General features: G+C 42.5%; 18 protein-coding genes and 1 riboswitch. Of the genes, 7 read left to right on the top strand and 11 right to left on the bottom strand.

All coding sequences use genetic code 11. The features are described 5' to 3' along the window. Positions 1 to 171: 171 nt before the first annotated feature. Complete coding sequence (locus MHH31_RS01390; RefSeq protein WP_008343858.1) at positions 172 to 1,008, bottom strand: PRD domain-containing protein; 837 nt, start codon at positions 1,006 to 1,008, stop codon at positions 172 to 174. A gap of 185 nt (positions 1,009 to 1,193) precedes the next feature. On the opposite strand from MHH31_RS01390, the gene MHH31_RS01385 reads away from it, so the two are divergent. After that, positions 1,194 to 1,394: a hypothetical protein gene (locus MHH31_RS01385; RefSeq protein WP_035390601.1), complete on the top strand. Its 201-nt coding sequence runs from the start codon at positions 1,194 to 1,196 to the stop codon at positions 1,392 to 1,394. A 34-nt stretch (positions 1,395 to 1,428) separates the two neighbouring features. Here MHH31_RS01385 and MHH31_RS01380 read toward each other — a convergent pair whose 3' ends face one another. Together MHH31_RS01380 and MHH31_RS01375 are read right to left on the bottom strand one after the other, a co-directional pair. After that, entirely contained in the window at positions 1,429 to 3,048 is a 1,620-nt protein-coding gene (locus MHH31_RS01380; RefSeq protein WP_024719047.1) for an APC family permease, read from the bottom strand. 343 nt (positions 3,049 to 3,391) lie between these two features. Next, a complete protein-coding gene (locus MHH31_RS01375) occupies positions 3,392 to 4,360 on the bottom strand; it encodes a rhodanese-related sulfurtransferase (RefSeq protein WP_007498459.1) in 969 nt (322 codons plus the stop codon). A 199-nt stretch (positions 4,361 to 4,559) separates the two neighbouring features. Here MHH31_RS01375 and MHH31_RS01370 point away from each other — a divergent pair, with 199 nt between their 5' ends. Continuing rightward, positions 4,560 to 5,642: an iron-containing alcohol dehydrogenase family protein gene (locus MHH31_RS01370; protein WP_342495170.1), complete on the top strand. Its 1,083-nt coding sequence runs from the start codon at positions 4,560 to 4,562 to the stop codon at positions 5,640 to 5,642. Positions 5,643 to 5,895: 253 nt separating this feature from the next. Beyond that, positions 5,896 to 6,033, top strand: a complete 138-nt coding sequence (locus tag MHH31_RS01365; protein WP_156409652.1) for a hypothetical protein — start codon at positions 5,896 to 5,898, stop codon at positions 6,031 to 6,033. A 246-nt stretch (positions 6,034 to 6,279) separates the two neighbouring features. On the opposite strand, the gene MHH31_RS01360 is transcribed toward MHH31_RS01365, so the two are convergent. The 3 genes from MHH31_RS01360 to MHH31_RS01350 form a co-directional block, all read right to left on the bottom strand. Then, a complete protein-coding gene (locus MHH31_RS01360; protein ID WP_008343867.1) occupies positions 6,280 to 7,107 on the bottom strand; it encodes an aldo/keto reductase in 828 nt (275 codons plus the stop codon). 180 nt (positions 7,108 to 7,287) lie between these two features. Continuing rightward, complete coding sequence (locus MHH31_RS01355; RefSeq protein WP_342495169.1) at positions 7,288 to 7,749, bottom strand: DUF523 domain-containing protein; 462 nt, start codon at positions 7,747 to 7,749, stop codon at positions 7,288 to 7,290. Between the two features lie 348 nt (positions 7,750 to 8,097). After that, a complete protein-coding gene (locus tag MHH31_RS01350; RefSeq protein WP_024719151.1) occupies positions 8,098 to 8,556 on the bottom strand; it encodes a MarR family transcriptional regulator in 459 nt (152 codons plus the stop codon). A 207-nt stretch (positions 8,557 to 8,763) separates the two neighbouring features. Here MHH31_RS01350 and MHH31_RS01345 point away from each other — a divergent pair, with 207 nt between their 5' ends. Beyond that, entirely contained in the window at positions 8,764 to 9,531 is a 768-nt protein-coding gene (locus MHH31_RS01345; protein WP_342473831.1) for a GNAT family N-acetyltransferase, read from the top strand. 138 nt (positions 9,532 to 9,669) lie between these two features. Continuing rightward, entirely contained in the window at positions 9,670 to 10,047 is a 378-nt protein-coding gene (locus MHH31_RS01340; RefSeq protein ID WP_045034653.1) for a hotdog domain-containing protein, read from the top strand. 53 nt (positions 10,048 to 10,100) lie between these two features. Here the strand turns inward: MHH31_RS01340 and MHH31_RS01335 are convergent, their stop codons facing one another. Then, entirely contained in the window at positions 10,101 to 11,273 is a 1,173-nt protein-coding gene (locus tag MHH31_RS01335; RefSeq protein WP_342495168.1) for an MFS transporter, read from the bottom strand. Between the two features lie 77 nt (positions 11,274 to 11,350). Next, positions 11,351 to 11,450: riboswitch (purine riboswitch) on the bottom strand. A gap of 398 nt (positions 11,451 to 11,848) precedes the next feature. On the opposite strand from MHH31_RS01335, the gene proS reads away from it, so the two are divergent. Both proS and MHH31_RS01325 read left to right on the top strand, forming a co-directional pair. Continuing rightward, positions 11,849 to 13,282 carry a proline--tRNA ligase gene (gene proS, locus MHH31_RS01330; RefSeq protein ID WP_274660737.1) on the top strand — a complete coding sequence of 478 codons (1,434 nt, stop codon included), beginning with the start codon at positions 11,849 to 11,851 and terminating at the stop codon, positions 13,280 to 13,282. 308 nt (positions 13,283 to 13,590) lie between these two features. Then, complete coding sequence (locus MHH31_RS01325; protein ID WP_017358723.1) at positions 13,591 to 13,767, top strand: hypothetical protein; 177 nt, start codon at positions 13,591 to 13,593, stop codon at positions 13,765 to 13,767. 52 nt (positions 13,768 to 13,819) lie between these two features. Here the strand turns inward: MHH31_RS01325 and MHH31_RS01320 are convergent, their stop codons facing one another. Genes MHH31_RS01320 through MHH31_RS01305 form a run of 4 tightly spaced genes read right to left on the bottom strand, consistent with a single transcriptional unit; the run spans position 13,820 to position 16,623 of the window. Then, the gene (locus MHH31_RS01320) at positions 13,820 to 14,596 is read right to left on the bottom strand and encodes a sulfite exporter TauE/SafE family protein (protein WP_342495167.1); all 777 of its coding nucleotides are present in this window, start codon (positions 14,594 to 14,596) and stop codon (positions 13,820 to 13,822) included. Between the two features lie 58 nt (positions 14,597 to 14,654). Continuing rightward, the gene (locus tag MHH31_RS01315) at positions 14,655 to 14,885 is read right to left on the bottom strand and encodes a sulfurtransferase TusA family protein (RefSeq protein WP_008343881.1); all 231 of its coding nucleotides are present in this window, start codon (positions 14,883 to 14,885) and stop codon (positions 14,655 to 14,657) included. A 34-nt stretch (positions 14,886 to 14,919) separates the two neighbouring features. Then, the gene (locus tag MHH31_RS01310; RefSeq protein ID WP_342495166.1) at positions 14,920 to 16,047 is read right to left on the bottom strand and encodes an MBL fold metallo-hydrolase; all 1,128 of its coding nucleotides are present in this window, start codon (positions 16,045 to 16,047) and stop codon (positions 14,920 to 14,922) included. A gap of 15 nt (positions 16,048 to 16,062) precedes the next feature. Then, positions 16,063 to 16,623 (bottom strand): sulfurtransferase TusA family protein, encoded by a 561-nt coding sequence (locus tag MHH31_RS01305; protein WP_342495165.1) that lies wholly within the window; start codon positions 16,621 to 16,623, stop codon positions 16,063 to 16,065. Positions 16,624 to 16,636 lie beyond the last annotated feature (13 nt).

Here is a 16,636-nt window from a genome sequence, read left to right as displayed (position 1 = left end):
AAATAGTCGCAACTTGCTATTGCGCTTTTTCAGTGAACGTTTAGGTTTTGCCTGCCGAACAGTCACAATCCTCTAAGACGATCATTGTGAAACCGTATTCTTTTATGTTTATGAGCAAATAGTACCACTAAACTTTTTATGATGTCAACGCTTTCTTTTAAAATTCTATCTTTATTTTTCTCGTTTGATGAGTCGATTCAAATGAATCGATAGATAGAGCATCTCCTCTGATGTTAGATCGCGATGATATGTTTGATACACATATTCCGCGATTTTCTTTGCGCATTCGTACGCCTTCGGATATTTCACTTTAATCAGCTGATATAAATCTTGATCTTCACTGACGAGTAACGTTTCGTTGATGAGACGCTGTACGAAAAAGCGTAAATGTGTGAGAAAACGATAAAAGTTGAGCGAGTCTTCATCAAATTCCATGTTCAAGTGATATTTCACAATGGTCAGTATGGCATTCACTTCTTTTGTGATATTGACCGTTGTATTCATGTCTTCATTGAGCTCTGCATTAATGATATGCATGGCAATAAAGCCCGCTTCATCTTCAGGCAGTTCAATATGAAGACGATCTTCAATCATCTCAAGGCATTCCTTCGCCACGAGAAACTCATCTTTGTATAAACGTTTAATCTCCCAAATCAGCGAATTCTCAATCAAGTGGTTTTTCTTTAATCGTTCGATTGCGTAATGAATATGGTCTGCCAGCGATACATGCAGACTTTCGTTTAATCTTCGGTTCAGCTTTGTATGTGCGTATTGGATCATTTCCTCGGTCACCTTGACGACATCATATGGAACCTCTTGAAGCAACATTTTCATCCGCTCATGTACGGAATGATCTTCTAGGCGGAACACTTTATCAATTAACGCCTCGTCCACCGGGTCGCCGGGACGTCTTTGAAAAGCGATGCCTCTGCCCATGACGACGATTTCTTTTCCTTGTTCATCTATCACACTAATGACATTATTGTTTAGAACCTTTTGAATCTGCATCTCCAAACACCTCCGTCTATAACCAGCCATCTACACTCAAAATATGCTCTCATCTTAACACAACTGTCAAATCACTTGGCGTTTTTATCTGACTTTTGAAATAGATTTCACGATATTTCCACTTCTTTCTTGCTGGTCTGATCCTCCCTCGGCCTGCATACAATACCCCGAGGAGGTGACCTTCGGTGAAGGCTTTTTTCTGGTCAGCATCTTTTTTATTCATGTTCATTCTGACTCTCTTTATTCTAGGTATTGTTTTTTGGCTTAGTGGACAAGGCTTAGATCAGCTATGGAGATATGCGCTTATCTGTCTTGTGACAGCCACCGTTCTACACGGCGTTACCACTTGGCTAAAGCAGCATGTCATGCATCATCTATCCAAATAAAAAGGCTGCCCTCAGTATTCAGGCAGCCCTTCCGTTATTCCTTAGATGAGGCGGCTTCTTTCTGAGAAGCACGCAGTTCATCATTGATTTTTTTCGCATCTTCTAAAAACTCTGTTTCAAATCCACTTTTGAGTGCCCACATATAAAATAACAACGCCACAACTGCAATGAGTGCCATATCCCAGCCATAATGAATGACGTTATACCCGCCAAATTTATCACTACCGAGACAAGAAATCGTCATCATCACAAGCAAATACACAACCATCCAAGCACCTGCTTTAAAGTGACGACCAAAGCCCTTCCACTTCGCTTTTGCTTGATAGTAAAAATAGATTGGCAGACCGATGAGAATAATGAACAGCACCTGACCCGTCAGCGGCCATCTCGCCCAGTACAGTGTCAATGATGCAAAGACAAAACCGAGCGGGGCAATGATGCTGAGTCCTTTAATTCGCAATGGACGATATAAATCTGTGCCCGTCTTTCTCAGCGTCATCACTGTCACAGGTCCTGTCAAATAGGAAATCAGGGTCGCCACAGAGATAATTTCAGCGAGAACCCCCCATCCTCTAAACAAAAACAGAAAGATAAACGATACGCCTAAGTTAAAAAACATCGCTGGACGAGGCACACCATAAATTGGGTGCAGACGACCAAGTACACTCGGCATGTACTTGTTTTTTTCCATCCCATAAATCATACGAGACGTCGTCGCCGTATACGTAATCCCTGTTCCAGAAGGAGAAACGAACGCATCTGCATATAAAATAAGGACAAGCCAGTTGATCCCTAGCGCAATGGCAAGGTCAGCAAATGGCGAGTTGAAATTCAAATGCCCCCAGCCATTCACAATCATTGATGGATCGACAGCGCCAATAAAAGCGATTTGCAGCAGCACATAAATGACCGTTGCAATCAAAATCGATCCAACAATGGCGATTGGAATCGAACGCCCTGGATTTTTCGCTTCTCCTGCCATATTAATCGGGCTTTGGAAGCCATTAAAAGCAAACACAATCCCTGATGTTGCGACAGCTGTCAGCACACTCGCCCAGCCGTTCGGCGCAATACTTGTTCCAGAAGTAAAATTCTCACTATGAAAACCTACGAATAAGAGCGCACCAATTGTTAATCCTGGAATGACGATTTTAAAAACCGTAATGAATGTATTCGCCTTTGAAAACAACCCAACTGTCCAATAATTGAGCAGAAAATAAATCACCAGCAGCACACTTGCCACCATGAGCCCCTCAGTCGTCAAAACCCCTTTTGTGACCAAATGGCTTGTCCACTTTGCCCACTCCCAAGGCCATGAGCTCATGTATTGAACGGAGGCCACTGCCTCAACAGGAATCACTGATACAATGGCGATCCAGTTTGCCCAAGCGGCGATAAATCCAATAAAAGAGCCGTGTGAATATTGCGTATATTTGACCATTCCGCCTGCCTCTGGAAACATCGACCCGAGTTCACTATAAGACAATGCGATAAATAAAATAACAACCATCCCGATCAACCATGACAAAATAGCAGCAGGGCCGGCGATTTGAGCAGCCCGCCACGCACCAAAGAGCCATCCTGAACCAATGATTGAGCCAAGACCTACCATCATTAAAGCGAAAGTTCCCATCCTACGATGCAAATGATTCATGTTCATAACACCTTTCGATTAAAATACAGAGCATGTGTCGAGCAAGCGCCTTCCTTTTATAGCAGCTCACCATTCATTCCATTGGCAAATACTTTCTGATCTGAACTTTTATCTTTGTTCATTTTTTTGCCTGTTATATTATCTCTCAATTCTCCATTTTCTGAAATAGTCGAACATGCTTATTTCAAAAGAAAGCGCTTTTTCAACAGTTCAATCTATTAGACTGATTAACTACCTTTACCCTTATTTTGAAAAAAACAAAACAAAAAAGAAAGAGGAAATGACTTCCTCTTCCCTCTGAACACGTATCATTCAAAGAAAAAAGGATAAAAGGGAAACCCTCTTATCCTTGTGAGATTGCTTGTTCTTTTTCAATGACAGCTAGTCTTTCTTGAACTTCTTCTTCAGATAAATTGTGCTGTTTCACATAAAGGTTACGTTCGCTTGTGCGGCATTCATGGCTGCAGCTGCGCATATATTTATGCTCGCTTTCTTCTGTTGCAATCATTTTGCGGTTACATGCAGGGTTCGCACAGTTCACATAACGCTCGCAAGGTTCGCCAGTGAAGAAATCTTTTCCTACCACGACGTGCTCTGTTTGATTGACTGGAACCGTTAGGCGGTTATCAAACACATAACATTGACCGTCCCATAGCTTTCCTTGAACTTCCGGGTCTTTTCCGTACGTGACAATTCCACCGTCAAGCTGGGATACATCTTCAAAGCCTTCACGCTTTAACCATCCTGAGAATTTCTCACAGCGTACGCCGCCTGTGCAATACGTCAGAATTTTTTTCCCTTCAAGAATCTCTTTGTTGTCACGAATCCACTCAGGTAATTCACGGAATGTCTCAATGTCAGGGCGCACAGCACCTCTGAAGTGACCGACATCAAACTCATAATCATTACGTGCATCAATCACGACCGTATCAGGTGATTGCATTTGCTCGTAAAATTCAACTGGGCTGAGATGTTTCCCCGTTAATTCTAGCGGATTCACATCATCTTCAAGACTTAAATTCACCAATTCATTTCGGTGACGGACGTGCATTTTCTTAAACGCATGACCATCTGCTTCGTCAATTTTAATTGGCATGGACGCAAAGCGTGGATCTTCTTTCAATGCTTGCATGTACTTGTCCGTCTGCTCAATCGTACCAGAAACGGTTCCGTTTATGCCTTCAGATGAAACAAGAATACGACCTAACAAACCAAGTTCCTTACAGAATGCTAGATGCTCTGCTGTAAACGTTTCTGGATCCTCAATGGGGACATATTGATAGTAAAGTAATACACGATATTGTTTTTCCATATATATAAACACCTCTTAAATTTAATCAAAACATACCATTTTATATCATACAGGAAATACATACCTTAAGGCAATGTCAGCAGTTCAATTCCATAAAACGGAAGGGTCTATGGTCTCATATTGTACGATTATTTGACAGAACTTTCTGTAAAATGAGATGATTTAAGAACTATATGATTTCGTAAAGGAGCATAAGTCAATGATCCAGCCAGAAGAGATCGTCAGAAGCGGTCCTAACCAGTTTATTTCTCAAAAGGGGATTTATCATGAAATCGAAACACTTGTTACTCCCTTTCAGTCACCAGCTATAGTGACAGGATATGACTCATATCAAGCCTTTTCACAGTACACAAAGCTTCCATCCGAGTGGCCTGTTGTTCAGCATAAAGGTTACAGTTCACCAAATGCGATCACACGAATTGCGGAAGAACTCAAGAGTTCAGACGTGATCATCGGGATCGGTGGCGGCACGATTTTAGATACAGCGAAGTCTGTTGCCGACGCTCTCCAAATTGAAGTGATCATGGTGCCGACGATTCCTGGGACATGTGCGGCTTCTACACCGCTCAGCGTCATTTATGATGACAAGGGAAATTTCATGAGGGTCGACTATCATAAGCGGTCCAGCTATCTCACGTTAATTGATCATACTTTTTTGCTTTCATCTCCTCTTTCCTATCTCCAAAGCGGAATTGGGGATACGCTGGCAAAATGGTATGAAGCGGAAGCCATTATTCGTAACACAAAAGGCACCTTGCCGCTCATGGTACATGCTGCATTAAAGCAGGCAGTGTACGTTCGTGACATTCTTCTGACTCATAGTGAAGAAGCCGTTAGCAGTTTAAAAACAGGTCAGCTTTCTCAAGCCTTTGCAGATGTAACAGATACGATCATTACGTTAGCCGGAACAGTCGGCGGCTATGGAGGACGTTATGGCAGAATGGCAGGAGCCCATGCCGTTCATAATGGATTAACATTTATTGATGAAACACATCATGTGTTACATGGACAAAAAGTGGCCTATGGCATTCTCGTTCAGCTTGCCGCAGAAAACCGTATGACGGAAGTAGAAGAATTACTTGAGCTTTATCAAAGACTCGGATTACCTAGAACGATGCGTGAGCTTGGCATCACAGCTCAGCTAGAGGAAGCAGCACATACAGTGGCAAACCATGCTGCACGTACAGATGAAACCTTTTGTTTGATTGGAGACTATACGAAAGAGCAAATTGTCGACGCCATTCAAATCATTGAGACCTATCAGCCTCAAAAAACGGTCTGAACATACCGGCAAATAAAAAGCACAGGCATCTCGAAGTAATCCATTTCAACTAGACAGAATTAAAAAGACCCTTAGCAGCCTAAGTCCTATATATTTATATGGGCTTAGGTTGTTTAATGTCTTTTGAAATCATGGACGCGCTTTATTAATAGTAAGTATTTTCAAATAATGGTACGGTATTGAAAAGATTCGAATGATTTCAGTTTAATAAGACACAAGACAATTCAACATATTGTGATAGGAGGGAATTTGATTGTTATTTGTGGGTATGGCCATTTTAATTGTGGTGTGTATTTCTGGGTCTATGATCGAGAAAAGAATAAAAAACATGGAGCAACAAAACGACACCATCATAGAACTGTTAAAAGAACAATTGAACAATAAAAAATAAATGATAAGTTTAGAAAAACCCGTAAGCCAACTAAACAGTTAGCTTACGGGTTTTTAGCTTAGTTGTAATTTCATCTTGCATACATCTTATCTTTCTTTGCATATAGTGTGAGGGTTATTGAAACTGTATAAAGCCCAGCTTTATGTGAGAACTGGTTAGTATCATCAGCTCTTGCAGCTGCAGTTTGCGTTTCGTGTACTTCTCTTTCTACTATAGGGAATCATATTACCTTACCCTTTTCTTATATTAAAAATCGAAGTTATCTGGGTCTGGACCCGTGCGCTCATCTTCATTGAGCTGATCAATGACACTCATTTCATGGGCGGACAACTCGAAATCAAATACGTTTGTGTTTTCGATGATTCGGCTCTTCGTCACAGATTTCGGAATGGTGATAATGCCATGCTGCAAGTCCCATCGAAGAATGACTTGCGCCACTGACTTCTCATGTTTTTTCGCAATATCTTGAAGCACCGGATGGTTAAGAAGTTTCCCGCTGCCTAATGGCGACCATGCTTCTACATGAATGCCTTTTGCCTTGCAGTAGTCACGTAAAGGCTCCTGCGTCAGCTTCGGATGCAGCTCAATTTGATTGACCATTGGTACCACTTCTGCCTCTTCTAATAAATCTTCTAAATGGTGCTGATGGAAGTTACATACGCCAATGGCTTTCACGCGGCCATCCTTATACAGCTTTTCTAGCGCCTTCCACGTTTCTTTATATTTGCCTTCAACCGGCCAATGGATTAAATAAAGATCCAATACATCCAGACCAAGTTTGTTCATACTCGTTTCAAAGGCTTCAAGCGTTGACTCATATCCTTGATCACTATTCCACACTTTTGTCGTAATGAACAGATCATCGCGAGAGATGCCTGATTGCTGAATGGCTTTGCCAACACCTTCTTCATTTTGATAGGCCGCTGCTGTATCTATACTGCGATAGCCCGCTTCTAGTGCGTCTTTGACTGCATTTACAGCCTCATCCCCATCTTTTACTTGCCATACACCAAAGCCAAGCTTCGGCATTTTCACTCCGTTTGCTAATGTGACTGTATCTGTTAATCCACTCATCAAACAAACCTCCGCTTCATTTTTGCTTACCATGCACTATACCCGAATGTGCGAAAGATCATGCATGAAAATAGACCATGCAAGGGCTACTATGATCTAATTTCATTTTCCACATACTAACAACACAAAATTTTTATGTAAATATATTTGTTTTTTAATTAAATAGATTTCTACTTATCCCTATACAAACAGCGAGGTCCAATCATCCTCCTCAGAGAATACTTGAATCCCATGCTGTTTCAGCAAGGCAGACGTCACACCGTTCCCAGCCTTTGTCTTCCCGTTAAACTCTCCCCGATAGATCATCCGGCTTCCGCAAGAAGGGCTGTACTCTTTTAACACGACGGATGTTGCGCCAAGAGTCTGAACCTGCTTAAGCGTGGCTTGTGCACCATTTACATACATCTCTGTCACATCTGTTCCATGAACATCAACAACAGCAGCCTGTCCCCGTAAGACATCATGACCATCTCCACCAATAATTTCAGCGGGAGGTCTTGGTGTAGAGAAACCGCCAAGCAGCTCAGGGCAAACTGTTACCGCCTTTCCTTCCTGCACAAGCTCCTCGATACGTTGATCTAATCGATGGCTGCCATTATAACGGACCTTTAATCCCGCAAGACAAGCGCTAACAACGATCATGTATGTTCCTCATTTCTATGTATTGAACGTTTTTTGCTGACTTTAAAATAAATCCATAAAGGCAAACAGAGTATCGTGTACATCAGAAAGGGCAGAGCACAATACAAAACAGCCGCCCAAATGGACCCTTCAACTCCTGTCACTCCAAAAAAATAAACAAATAATAGCAAGCTGACAAACAATCCGACGAACGGCATGATAAAAATAGATTTTTTAAAATTTTCCATCATCTCTTCCACCAACACGGTTCCCTCCCTCAATCATCATCACGAATAACGTCAATATATGTTAATTTTACCATAAAAAAACCGAAAGCATCTAGTTTATAGAAAGCTTTCGGCCCGTTATTTATATCTTTTCCTTCCAAGCCTTTAAGAAGCGCTCAATAACCTGTAGTTCGTCTTCATTAAATTCATGGAGGAATTCTAAATAGGAGGAGACTGCCTGTTCATGAAGCTCATCATGCAGTGCCGCAAGCTGTGTGCCTTCCTCTGTCAGTGAATAATAGACGGATTTCTTGTCACCTTGCCGGTGGCAATAGTCGACCATGCCTTTTTCGATGAGCTTTTTCACAGCCTTTGTAATAGCTGGTTTTGATAGTTTTAGTTGTTGTGAAAGAAATGTATTATTGGATTCATTAGGGTTTGCTTGAATCATAGATAAAATATGAAGCTGTGTAAGTGTCCAATCTTGCTTGAGTGTATCAGTCGTGGTAATCAGTGGATCTGTTGGATCGTTCCGTTTCTTTTCCCTATGCATAATCAAATCTTGAATCGCTTTTAAGACAATCTGCTCGTTTGTTTCCATCTGAACCTCCACTCTTAACTGGTTAATAAAATGGTACTAATAATCAATAAAGGAGTCAAAAGAAATGTGGGGATGAGGAAAAGAATGGGTCATCAGACCTGATAAATAAGAGACCTTTTTTACTAGATTACAAGAGACCGCACAATTTCCTTTTCTTTGCTATTATTTATGATAGGTAACCCTCAATCAAAAAAAGAAGGTGAGAGAATGAAAACAGAGCAGCAAATGGCCATTCGCCAGTTAGAAGAAAAAATAAATTTGTTTTCTTCTGTTGTAAACGGATCGTTCCTATCAACGGAAGATTTCGTTCTATCAAACACGCATATATCAACTGACACGTTCAATTTGTTATTACCCATTTCAGCGCACATACAAGATCAACAAAAAGTGGAAGCTGCCATCGAACAAATGCAGCAACAGCAACTAACATTCAGCACATGGATCACTCAAAGCCTGCTCCACCCCGATTGGTCGAATATCATGCAGAAATATGGGCTTCAAGAAGTGGAACGCAATACCATCATGATGCTTGAACATACAAACGACATCGATCAAAGGACCTCTCAATCGCTTACGATCAAGGAAGTGACTGACGATCAAACTTTTCTCGATTATCAACATTTATTTACCGAACTTTTCGAAGGATCACCTGAGGCAATCTCTTTAAACAGCTATTTCCAGCGCTTTTCGATTGAACGATTACACCCGAGTACCCGCATGTTCGTTGGATATGAACACAACAAACCGGTCACAACGGGCTTATTGATCGAAACAGCAGACAGCTACGGTATTTATGATGTCATCACAAAGGCAGAACACCGCGGAAGAGGACTTGGCAGTGACATGTTTCATTACCTTCTGACCCAGACAGATAACAAACAAAAGTGTGTGATGTTACAAGCCTCAAATGACGGCAAACATATCTATCAGCGTGCCGGATTTCAACCAATTGGAGAAATGGTAGTTTTTGAATAGACGATGACATTTTTCCTGACTTATCAAGGGCAAAGAAAGGCATCCTGTCTCTTCTTTGCTTCCAACATCTCACCACAAAAATGAATGTACATTCATTCACTCCTTTGGTACATTTAAAAAAAGGAGCTGAAAAAACAGATGGTTCGACCAGGCGATCAATTTCAAACAAGCAAAACCTATACGCATGAAGATGTGATTCAATTTGGAAACATGACAGGTGATCTTGGCAAACATCATACCGAGCTAGATGATCAAGGAAGGCTCATGGTACACGGTTTTCTCACAGCAAGTCTAGCCACGAAACTTGGCGGTCAGTTTCATTTTATCGGTCAAGAGATGACATGTACCTTCATACGCCCTGTTTATACAGGTGACACGATTACCTGTCAGATGGCCGTCACCAAGGTAGAACCCCTTGAAAAATACCATCGTGTCCACCTTTTTTCCCGTTATATCAATCAGCATGGAGAAGAAGTCATTACTGGTAAAAGCGAAGGTGTGGTTTTCAAAAAATAAAAAGCTGCCTATGATGAGGCAGCTAACTAACACGAAAACGTTCTTATTCTCTTCTATTCAGCGTGATGCCCTCGATCCATATAAAGCGGCGGTCTCTTTAATGAAATCACTGCACAGCTAAAGGCAATCAGCACAAAAATAGCGCCGAATTTAGCCAAGTCAACGGATGAACCGGTCATTGTAAACATGACGCCACCCACGGCTGATCCAATGGAAATCCCAATTTGCAAAGCGGATGTATTCAAACTCTGCTGAATATCAGACGTCACAGGGTCTGTTTGAATCAAATAGCTCTGCAAAGCAGGTGTCAGTGCCCAGCTAAGAGCACCCCATAGGACAACCATCACCATAAAGAGCATAAACACTCCTGCTGTATAAGGAAGGATAAACATCACAATGGCAAACGCGATTGTCACCAGCAAAATGGCTTTTCCTGATCCTAGTTTGTCACTCAGCCAGCCGCCAAACCCATTCCCGCCAATCGACGCAAGCCCGAAGACCAAATAACAAATACTAATCCAAAACGGAGTCATATGCAGAGCTTCCATCAGAAATGGCGTGAAATAAGAATACAGCATATAATGACCAGCAAGCATGAACAAGCTAATCAAATGCGCACTGAAAATTTTCGGATGCCCTAAAGAACGAATTTGTTCTTTAAGCGGTGTGACTTTTTCAACAGGCATTTTCTTCAATAGAAAATAAATGAGCACCATCGATATCGCTGACAGAATACTGATTCCTAAAAACATCACTCTCCAGCCAAAGCTCTCTGTAATAAAAATACCGATCGGTACACCGAGAACAAGTGATGAGCTAATCCCAATAAAAATCAGACCTAATGCTTTCGCTCGATGCGCCGGTTCCACCAGCTTGGCGGTAATCGTCAATGATAGCACCACAACAAGCGCTGTACTCATGGCAATCAAGACCCTTGAGATCATGACAAGGGCAAAGGTAGAACTAAAATATGTGAATACATTGCCTAATGTAAAGACCAATAATGCGATTAAATACAGACGCTTTCGTTCGATTTTGGCTGTGACGGTCAGTAGCACCGGTGCTGAAATAGCATACACAATCGCAAATACCGTGATCAGCTGCCCAGCTGTCGCAAGAGACACATTGAGATCCTCTGCTAAACTTGGCAAAATGCCCCCGACCACAAGCTCAACTAATCCAACCGCAAAAGTAGAAACAGCTAATAAATAAACTCTCCAGTTCATGTCTAACATCCCTTCTCTATATCATGGCTTTCACTTTTGATACAGGGTGCAGACAAACAAAAAAACCCTGATTACAAAAAAGGAAAGCGCGCTTTTGTAATCAGGATTTATCGGATCCTGGTAGAAACCCTCAAACCATATTATTGAGGTTATACAAGTCTATTTTTTTCTTCAAATATATTAGCATAGCCTTCCATAACGTGCAAGCTGCAAAAATAGAAAATGTTTGCCAATGGCTCTTCGACATAAACGACCTCAGAAAGGCATGAAATGAACTTGCGGACCAACTTGCTTTCTCCCCCATTTACAGGTAAACTGATGAAAAATCAACGAACAAGGATCAACGTAGATCTGGAATAGTAGCTTGAATCGATCTTTACCAGAGAGGGAACGGTGCTGAGAAGTTCCTACTGACATCTTCAAGTGAACCTGCCGATTTAGTTCTGTTTCATACAGCGGTTCATACCGTTATCATGATCGAGTGTAAAGCTGTGCTTTAAATTAGGGTGGTACCACCAGGAATGGTCCCTAACTTAAAGTACAGCTTTTTTGTTTTTAAAAAGGAGGAACCTGCAATGTCAAAGAAACAATTTGTTGAGAAAATTACAAGCATGGAAGACGACTTTGCCCAGTGGTATACAGATGTTGTCACAAAGGCGCGTCTCGTCGATTATTCAAGCGTTAGAGGCAGTATGATTATTCAGCCATACGGTTTTAAAATTTGGGAGAATATTCGCGACGAACTTGATCGTCAAATCAAAGAAACGGGTCACGAGAATGTCTATATGCCGCTCTTTATCCCAGAAAGCCTTCTCCAGCAAGAAAAGGATCATATCGAAGGCTTTGCTCCTGAAGTGGCGTGGGTGACTCATGGCGGTGATTCGGAATTACAAGAAAGACTCTGCGTCAGACCAACCTCTGAAGTGCTGTTCGCCGAGCATTATAAAAACATCATTCACTCCTATCGTGATTTACCGAAGCTATATAACCAATGGGCCAATGTCGTCCGCTGGGAAAAGACAACACGTCCATTCCTTAGAACCCTTGAATTCCTCTGGCAGGAAGGGCACACTTGTCACGAGACTGAGCAAGAAGCGATTGAAGAAACAGAAAAAATGCTCCATGTCTATGCGTCTATTTGTGAAGAGCTTCTAGCGATCCCTGTCATTAAAGGAAGAAAAACAGAGAAAGAAAAATTCGCTGGCGCTCGCTTCACCTATACGGTTGAAAGCTTGATGCATGACGGAAAAGCCCTGCAAACCGCCACTTCTCACTTCTTCGGCAACGGATTTGCCAAGGCGTTTGGCATTGAATTTTTAAATCGAGAAGGAAAATTAGAGCATGTCCAGCAAACATCATGGGGCTTCACCACAAGAATCATTGGCGCTATGATCATGGTGCATGGCGATGACAGAGGACTTGTCCTGCCGCCAAACATTGCGCCAACCCAAGTACGTGTTGTGCCAATTGCTTCCCATAAAGAAGGTGTCCTCGATCATGCCTATGAATTAAAGGATCGACTCGCCCGCATCGCACGCGCTGACATCGATGCAAGTGATAAACAGCCTGGCTGGAAATTCAACGAATGTGAAATGCAGGGCATCCCATTACGCGTAGAAGTTGGACCAAAGGATATGGAAAAAGGCCAGGTCATGCTCGCAAGACGAGACACAGGTGAAAAGCAAGCCGTCACGTTAGATGCACTTGAACAAACCATCACGTCCACGCTTGAAGACATTCAACAGACGATGTACGAAAAAGCAAAAGAACGATTACATGAAAAAACATCAAACGCCCACACAATCGAAGACATCGAGCAGCTTCTTACCGAAGAAAACAGGTTGATCAAAGCCATGTGGTGCGGTGATGAAGACTGCGAAAACGACATCAAAGAGAGAACAGGAGCGACATCACGCTGTATCCCGTTTGAACAAGAATCCGTTTCTGACACATGTGTCTGCTGCGGGAAACCTGCTTCTGATATGGTGTTCTGGGCAAAAGCCTACTAATCATGCTTCAAATTGTTGACAAGGGCTAAAATGAACTTTATTTTAGCCCTTTGTCTTCTTTTCAGCGTGACGGAAAGACTTCGGACTCTAGGAAGGAAGAACACTTGAGCGAAGCGAAATTAAAAATCATGAGCGCCAGCATGCAGGGCTGACAAAGAATGCGAGGATTTGTCTACACGCTGAAGCATCTTATACGATGCTTCTTTTTTGTTAAAAAGAGCCAAATATCCATTGACCTCCTTCACACAATCCCCTATAATTCATATTAATATAATCGGTTTTTAAGACTTTAACTGGAGTGGTGATCTATGAAGCGCTGGCTCTCAATTTTTAACGAACGCTGTCCAAAATGTAAAACAGCATTAGATGTCTCGAAGTCCAATGCCTTGCAAGGCAAAGTCGTGAAAACATGCCCCAATCTTCATTATCAAAAAGAGTACCACCCTGCACTTGAAACATATATCGAGCACGATGACATGAAATAAAAAAGACCAACACATGGAAAAGAGCCCTTGCTCTCAGTTGTTGGTCTTTTTCTTATAATAAATCCACCCAGATTTTGATCGCTGTGGCTGTAATCATCACGGCAAGCGCCCATTGCAAATAAACGGCATTGATTTTCTGGCCAATTTTCGCCCCAATCGGCGCGGCCATCAAACTGGCTACCATTAAGATAAGCGCAGGCAAGAACATGACTTGACCAGTCAGCACTTTCCCAGCCGATGCGCCGATTGCAGAGAGAAACGTAATCGCCAGAGACGAGGCAATCGTCATCCGCACAGGGATTTTGAGAATCGATAGCATCACCGGCACTAAAATAAAGGCACCGCCTGCACCTAATACACCCGATACACTTCCGATCACAAAGGCAATACCAGCCGCCAGTCCTTTATGAAAGGTCACCTCTCCATCCGCTTCTGCCTGCTGACCTTTTTTCGGAAAAAGCATTAAAATAACAGCGACAATGGCAAGCAGACCATAGACTACATTGATGCCTTTCTCTGGAAGGAAATGTGATAAATAGCTGCCTAATAAACTCCCTGCCAATATACTGCTCCCCATATATAAAATCAATGGTCGATGTAAAAATCCGCTTTTTCGATACGCCAGCACACCGCCGAGTGTCGAAAATAGGACTTGAATGGCACCAATCCCTGAAACCTCGTGTGCCGATAATGCCATCACTCCGACAAGAGGCGGGATATAAAGCAGCATGGGATAGTTGATCACCGATCCTCCTATTCCGACCATTCCTGATAAGAAGGAACCAATAAATCCGATGATAAATAAAGTAATGAAAAATGCAAAATCCACGCTGGTCTCCTCCTTTGCAAAAGGAAAAGGGGCTCCCTCATAGATACCCCTCTCCCCTTTAGGACCCTTTTCTCACCCAGAACTTCAGCACATGCCCTTCATCCGTCTGCGTGATCAATTCATGTCCGCTTGACTTAGCCCATGCAGCCAAATCAGCTTTAGCTCCTTTATCTGTTGCATGTATTTCTAATACTTGACCTTCTGCCAAGTCGTTCATTTTTTTCTTCGTCCGAATAATTGGCATCGGGCATGCAAGCCCGGTTACGTCTAAAATGTGATCTGATGTCATCTGATCATCCCTCGCTTCTTTATTTTATTGAACATTATCGAATCGCACAACGGTTTGGACCAATTTCCATGTCTCGCTGCGCTTCCTCGTCTGGATGCAGCTTCCCCATATTGGTAGACCGAATGTCTTGATAAGCGTTTGGCTGTGCAGGGAGATCCTGCGTGACCATTTGTCTAAATACGTCTTCATCTTCAATGTTGAGTCCGTGATTTTCTTCAAACAAAGCGCCTAGCTCCTTCCAAACGCTCCCGTCTTCATTCAGCTCATCCACGATCATAAAATGTGCAGGCAGCACAATAAATTCTGCCGAAAGCGCCGTATATCGTGTATAAAGGGTTTCTCTCAAATCACCTACCCAGTCCTCCGCCATACCGGCTAGATCAGGTCTTCCGATCGAATCAATGAACAAAATATCACCTGAAAGGAGGTAACGGCCGTCTACGATAAAAGAGGTTGAACCAATCGTATGGCCCGGTGAATAAAGGGCATGAATATCAATCTCCGTCGCTCCAATCGTCACACGCTGTCCTTCTTCAAGGTGATTGTAATCAAATGTCACCTCTTCGGCGTCTTTTGGCGGTAGCCAATAGATAGCACCAGTCAGTTCAGACAGCTTTTTCCCGCCAGATATATGGTCCGCATGAAGGTGCGTATCAAACACATGCGTCACCGTGACTTGATGTTTTTTAGCAAATTGCGTATAGACCTCCGTCATTCTAGCCGCATCAATAATCGCAGCTTCCCCATTCGACATGATCATATAGGACAAGCACCCCTTGCCCATTCGCACAAATTGGTACAACTCTCCACCGCCAGTTAAATCACCGATCTTCACTGGCTCTAAATGCTCACTCCATGCCTTCATGCCGCCTTGCAAATAATGGACCGTTCTGCCTGCCTCTGACAGCATCTCTGCCACCATAATAGAAGAGCCCTCTTTCGCACAAACGACCAGTACATCTAGGTCATCCGGTATATTCTCCACCATATCCTCTACGCCATCAAGAAGCTCAAAGTAAGGCACATTTAAATATTCAACGGCTTTCCCTTCAATTTTCCAGTCCTGCACATCTGATTCGTTTCGTACATCCAACAAAAAGATCGGCTCTTTGTTGATAATCTTTTTTGTTAACTGTTCTGTTGTCATTGCTTTTACAGTCATTGGTTCATTCAGCTCCTATTTTTCAATCTCTCCTGTCCAGCTGTTCATGCCTGGCACTACATTGATCAATTGATGGAATCCTTTTTCTTTTAACTTTTGTGCGGCTAATTCACTTCTTCTACCTGAATGACAGATGAGGTAAATGAGCGTCTCTCGGTTCAATTCTTCAGCACGTTGTTCCACCTCACCGAGAGGGATGTGAACAGCTCCTGGAATATGACCCGCTTCGTATTCATCTGGCTCTCGTACATCTAAAATAAACAATGACTGATCTTCTTTTACCTTCTGTTGAAACATGTTCAACGACATTTCCGAAATCGTTGACTGCTCCTCCTCCTGTTTCGCTCCGCCTTTACGAATCAAATGATGAAGCACCTGTCCTTCTACTTTTGTTCCTAAAAATTCATGACCGGCGCTTTTTGACCAAGCTGCTAAATCCGCTGTAGACCCTTTATCGGTTGCTTGCACTTCAAGCACATCTCCTGGCAAGAGCTCATTCATTTGTTTTTTCGTTTTGACAATGGGCATTGGGCATGCCAATCCTTTTGCATCTAGAATTGCTGTTGGTTGCTGCATTGTTTTTCCTCCT

This window comes from Bacillus sp. FSL K6-1033, assembly GCF_038630765.1.
GTDB classification, from domain to species: domain Bacteria; phylum Bacillota; class Bacilli; order Bacillales; family Bacillaceae; genus Bacillus; species Bacillus altitudinis.
The sequence above is the reverse complement of the archived record's forward strand: the minus strand, read 5'-3'. Positions and strand labels throughout refer to the sequence as shown.

Excerpts from the sequence above, each read along its gene's own strand:
- MHH31_RS01390 (WP_008343858.1), bottom strand. The coding sequence starts at position 1,008 with ATGCAGATTCAAAAGGTTCTAAACAATAATGTCATTAGTGTGATAGAT.
- MHH31_RS01380 (WP_024719047.1), bottom strand. The coding sequence starts at position 3,048 with ATGAATCATTTGCATCGTAGGATGGGAACTTTCGCTTTAATGATGGTA.
- MHH31_RS01375 (WP_007498459.1), bottom strand. The coding sequence starts at position 4,360 with ATGGAAAAACAATATCGTGTATTACTTTACTATCAATATGTCCCCATT.
- MHH31_RS01370 (WP_342495170.1), top strand. The coding sequence starts at position 4,560 with ATGATCCAGCCAGAAGAGATCGTCAGAAGCGGTCCTAACCAGTTTATT.
- MHH31_RS01360 (WP_008343867.1), bottom strand. The coding sequence starts at position 7,107 with ATGAGTGGATTAACAGATACAGTCACATTAGCAAACGGAGTGAAAATG.
- MHH31_RS01355 (WP_342495169.1), bottom strand. The coding sequence starts at position 7,749 with ATGATCGTTGTTAGCGCTTGTCTTGCGGGATTAAAGGTCCGTTATAAT.
- MHH31_RS01350 (WP_024719151.1), bottom strand. The coding sequence starts at position 8,556 with ATGGAAACAAACGAGCAGATTGTCTTAAAAGCGATTCAAGATTTGATT.
- MHH31_RS01345 (WP_342473831.1), top strand. The coding sequence starts at position 8,764 with ATGAAAACAGAGCAGCAAATGGCCATTCGCCAGTTAGAAGAAAAAATA.
- MHH31_RS01340 (WP_045034653.1), top strand. The coding sequence starts at position 9,670 with ATGGTTCGACCAGGCGATCAATTTCAAACAAGCAAAACCTATACGCAT.
- MHH31_RS01335 (WP_342495168.1), bottom strand. The coding sequence starts at position 11,273 with ATGAACTGGAGAGTTTATTTATTAGCTGTTTCTACTTTTGCGGTTGGA.
- proS (WP_274660737.1), top strand. The coding sequence starts at position 11,849 with ATGTCAAAGAAACAATTTGTTGAGAAAATTACAAGCATGGAAGACGAC.
- MHH31_RS01325 (WP_017358723.1), top strand. The coding sequence starts at position 13,591 with ATGAAGCGCTGGCTCTCAATTTTTAACGAACGCTGTCCAAAATGTAAA.
- MHH31_RS01315 (WP_008343881.1), bottom strand. The coding sequence starts at position 14,885 with ATGACATCAGATCACATTTTAGACGTAACCGGGCTTGCATGCCCGATG.
- MHH31_RS01310 (WP_342495166.1), bottom strand. The coding sequence starts at position 16,047 with ATGACTGTAAAAGCAATGACAACAGAACAGTTAACAAAAAAGATTATC.
- MHH31_RS01305 (WP_342495165.1), bottom strand. The coding sequence starts at position 16,623 with ATGCAGCAACCAACAGCAATTCTAGATGCAAAAGGATTGGCATGCCCA.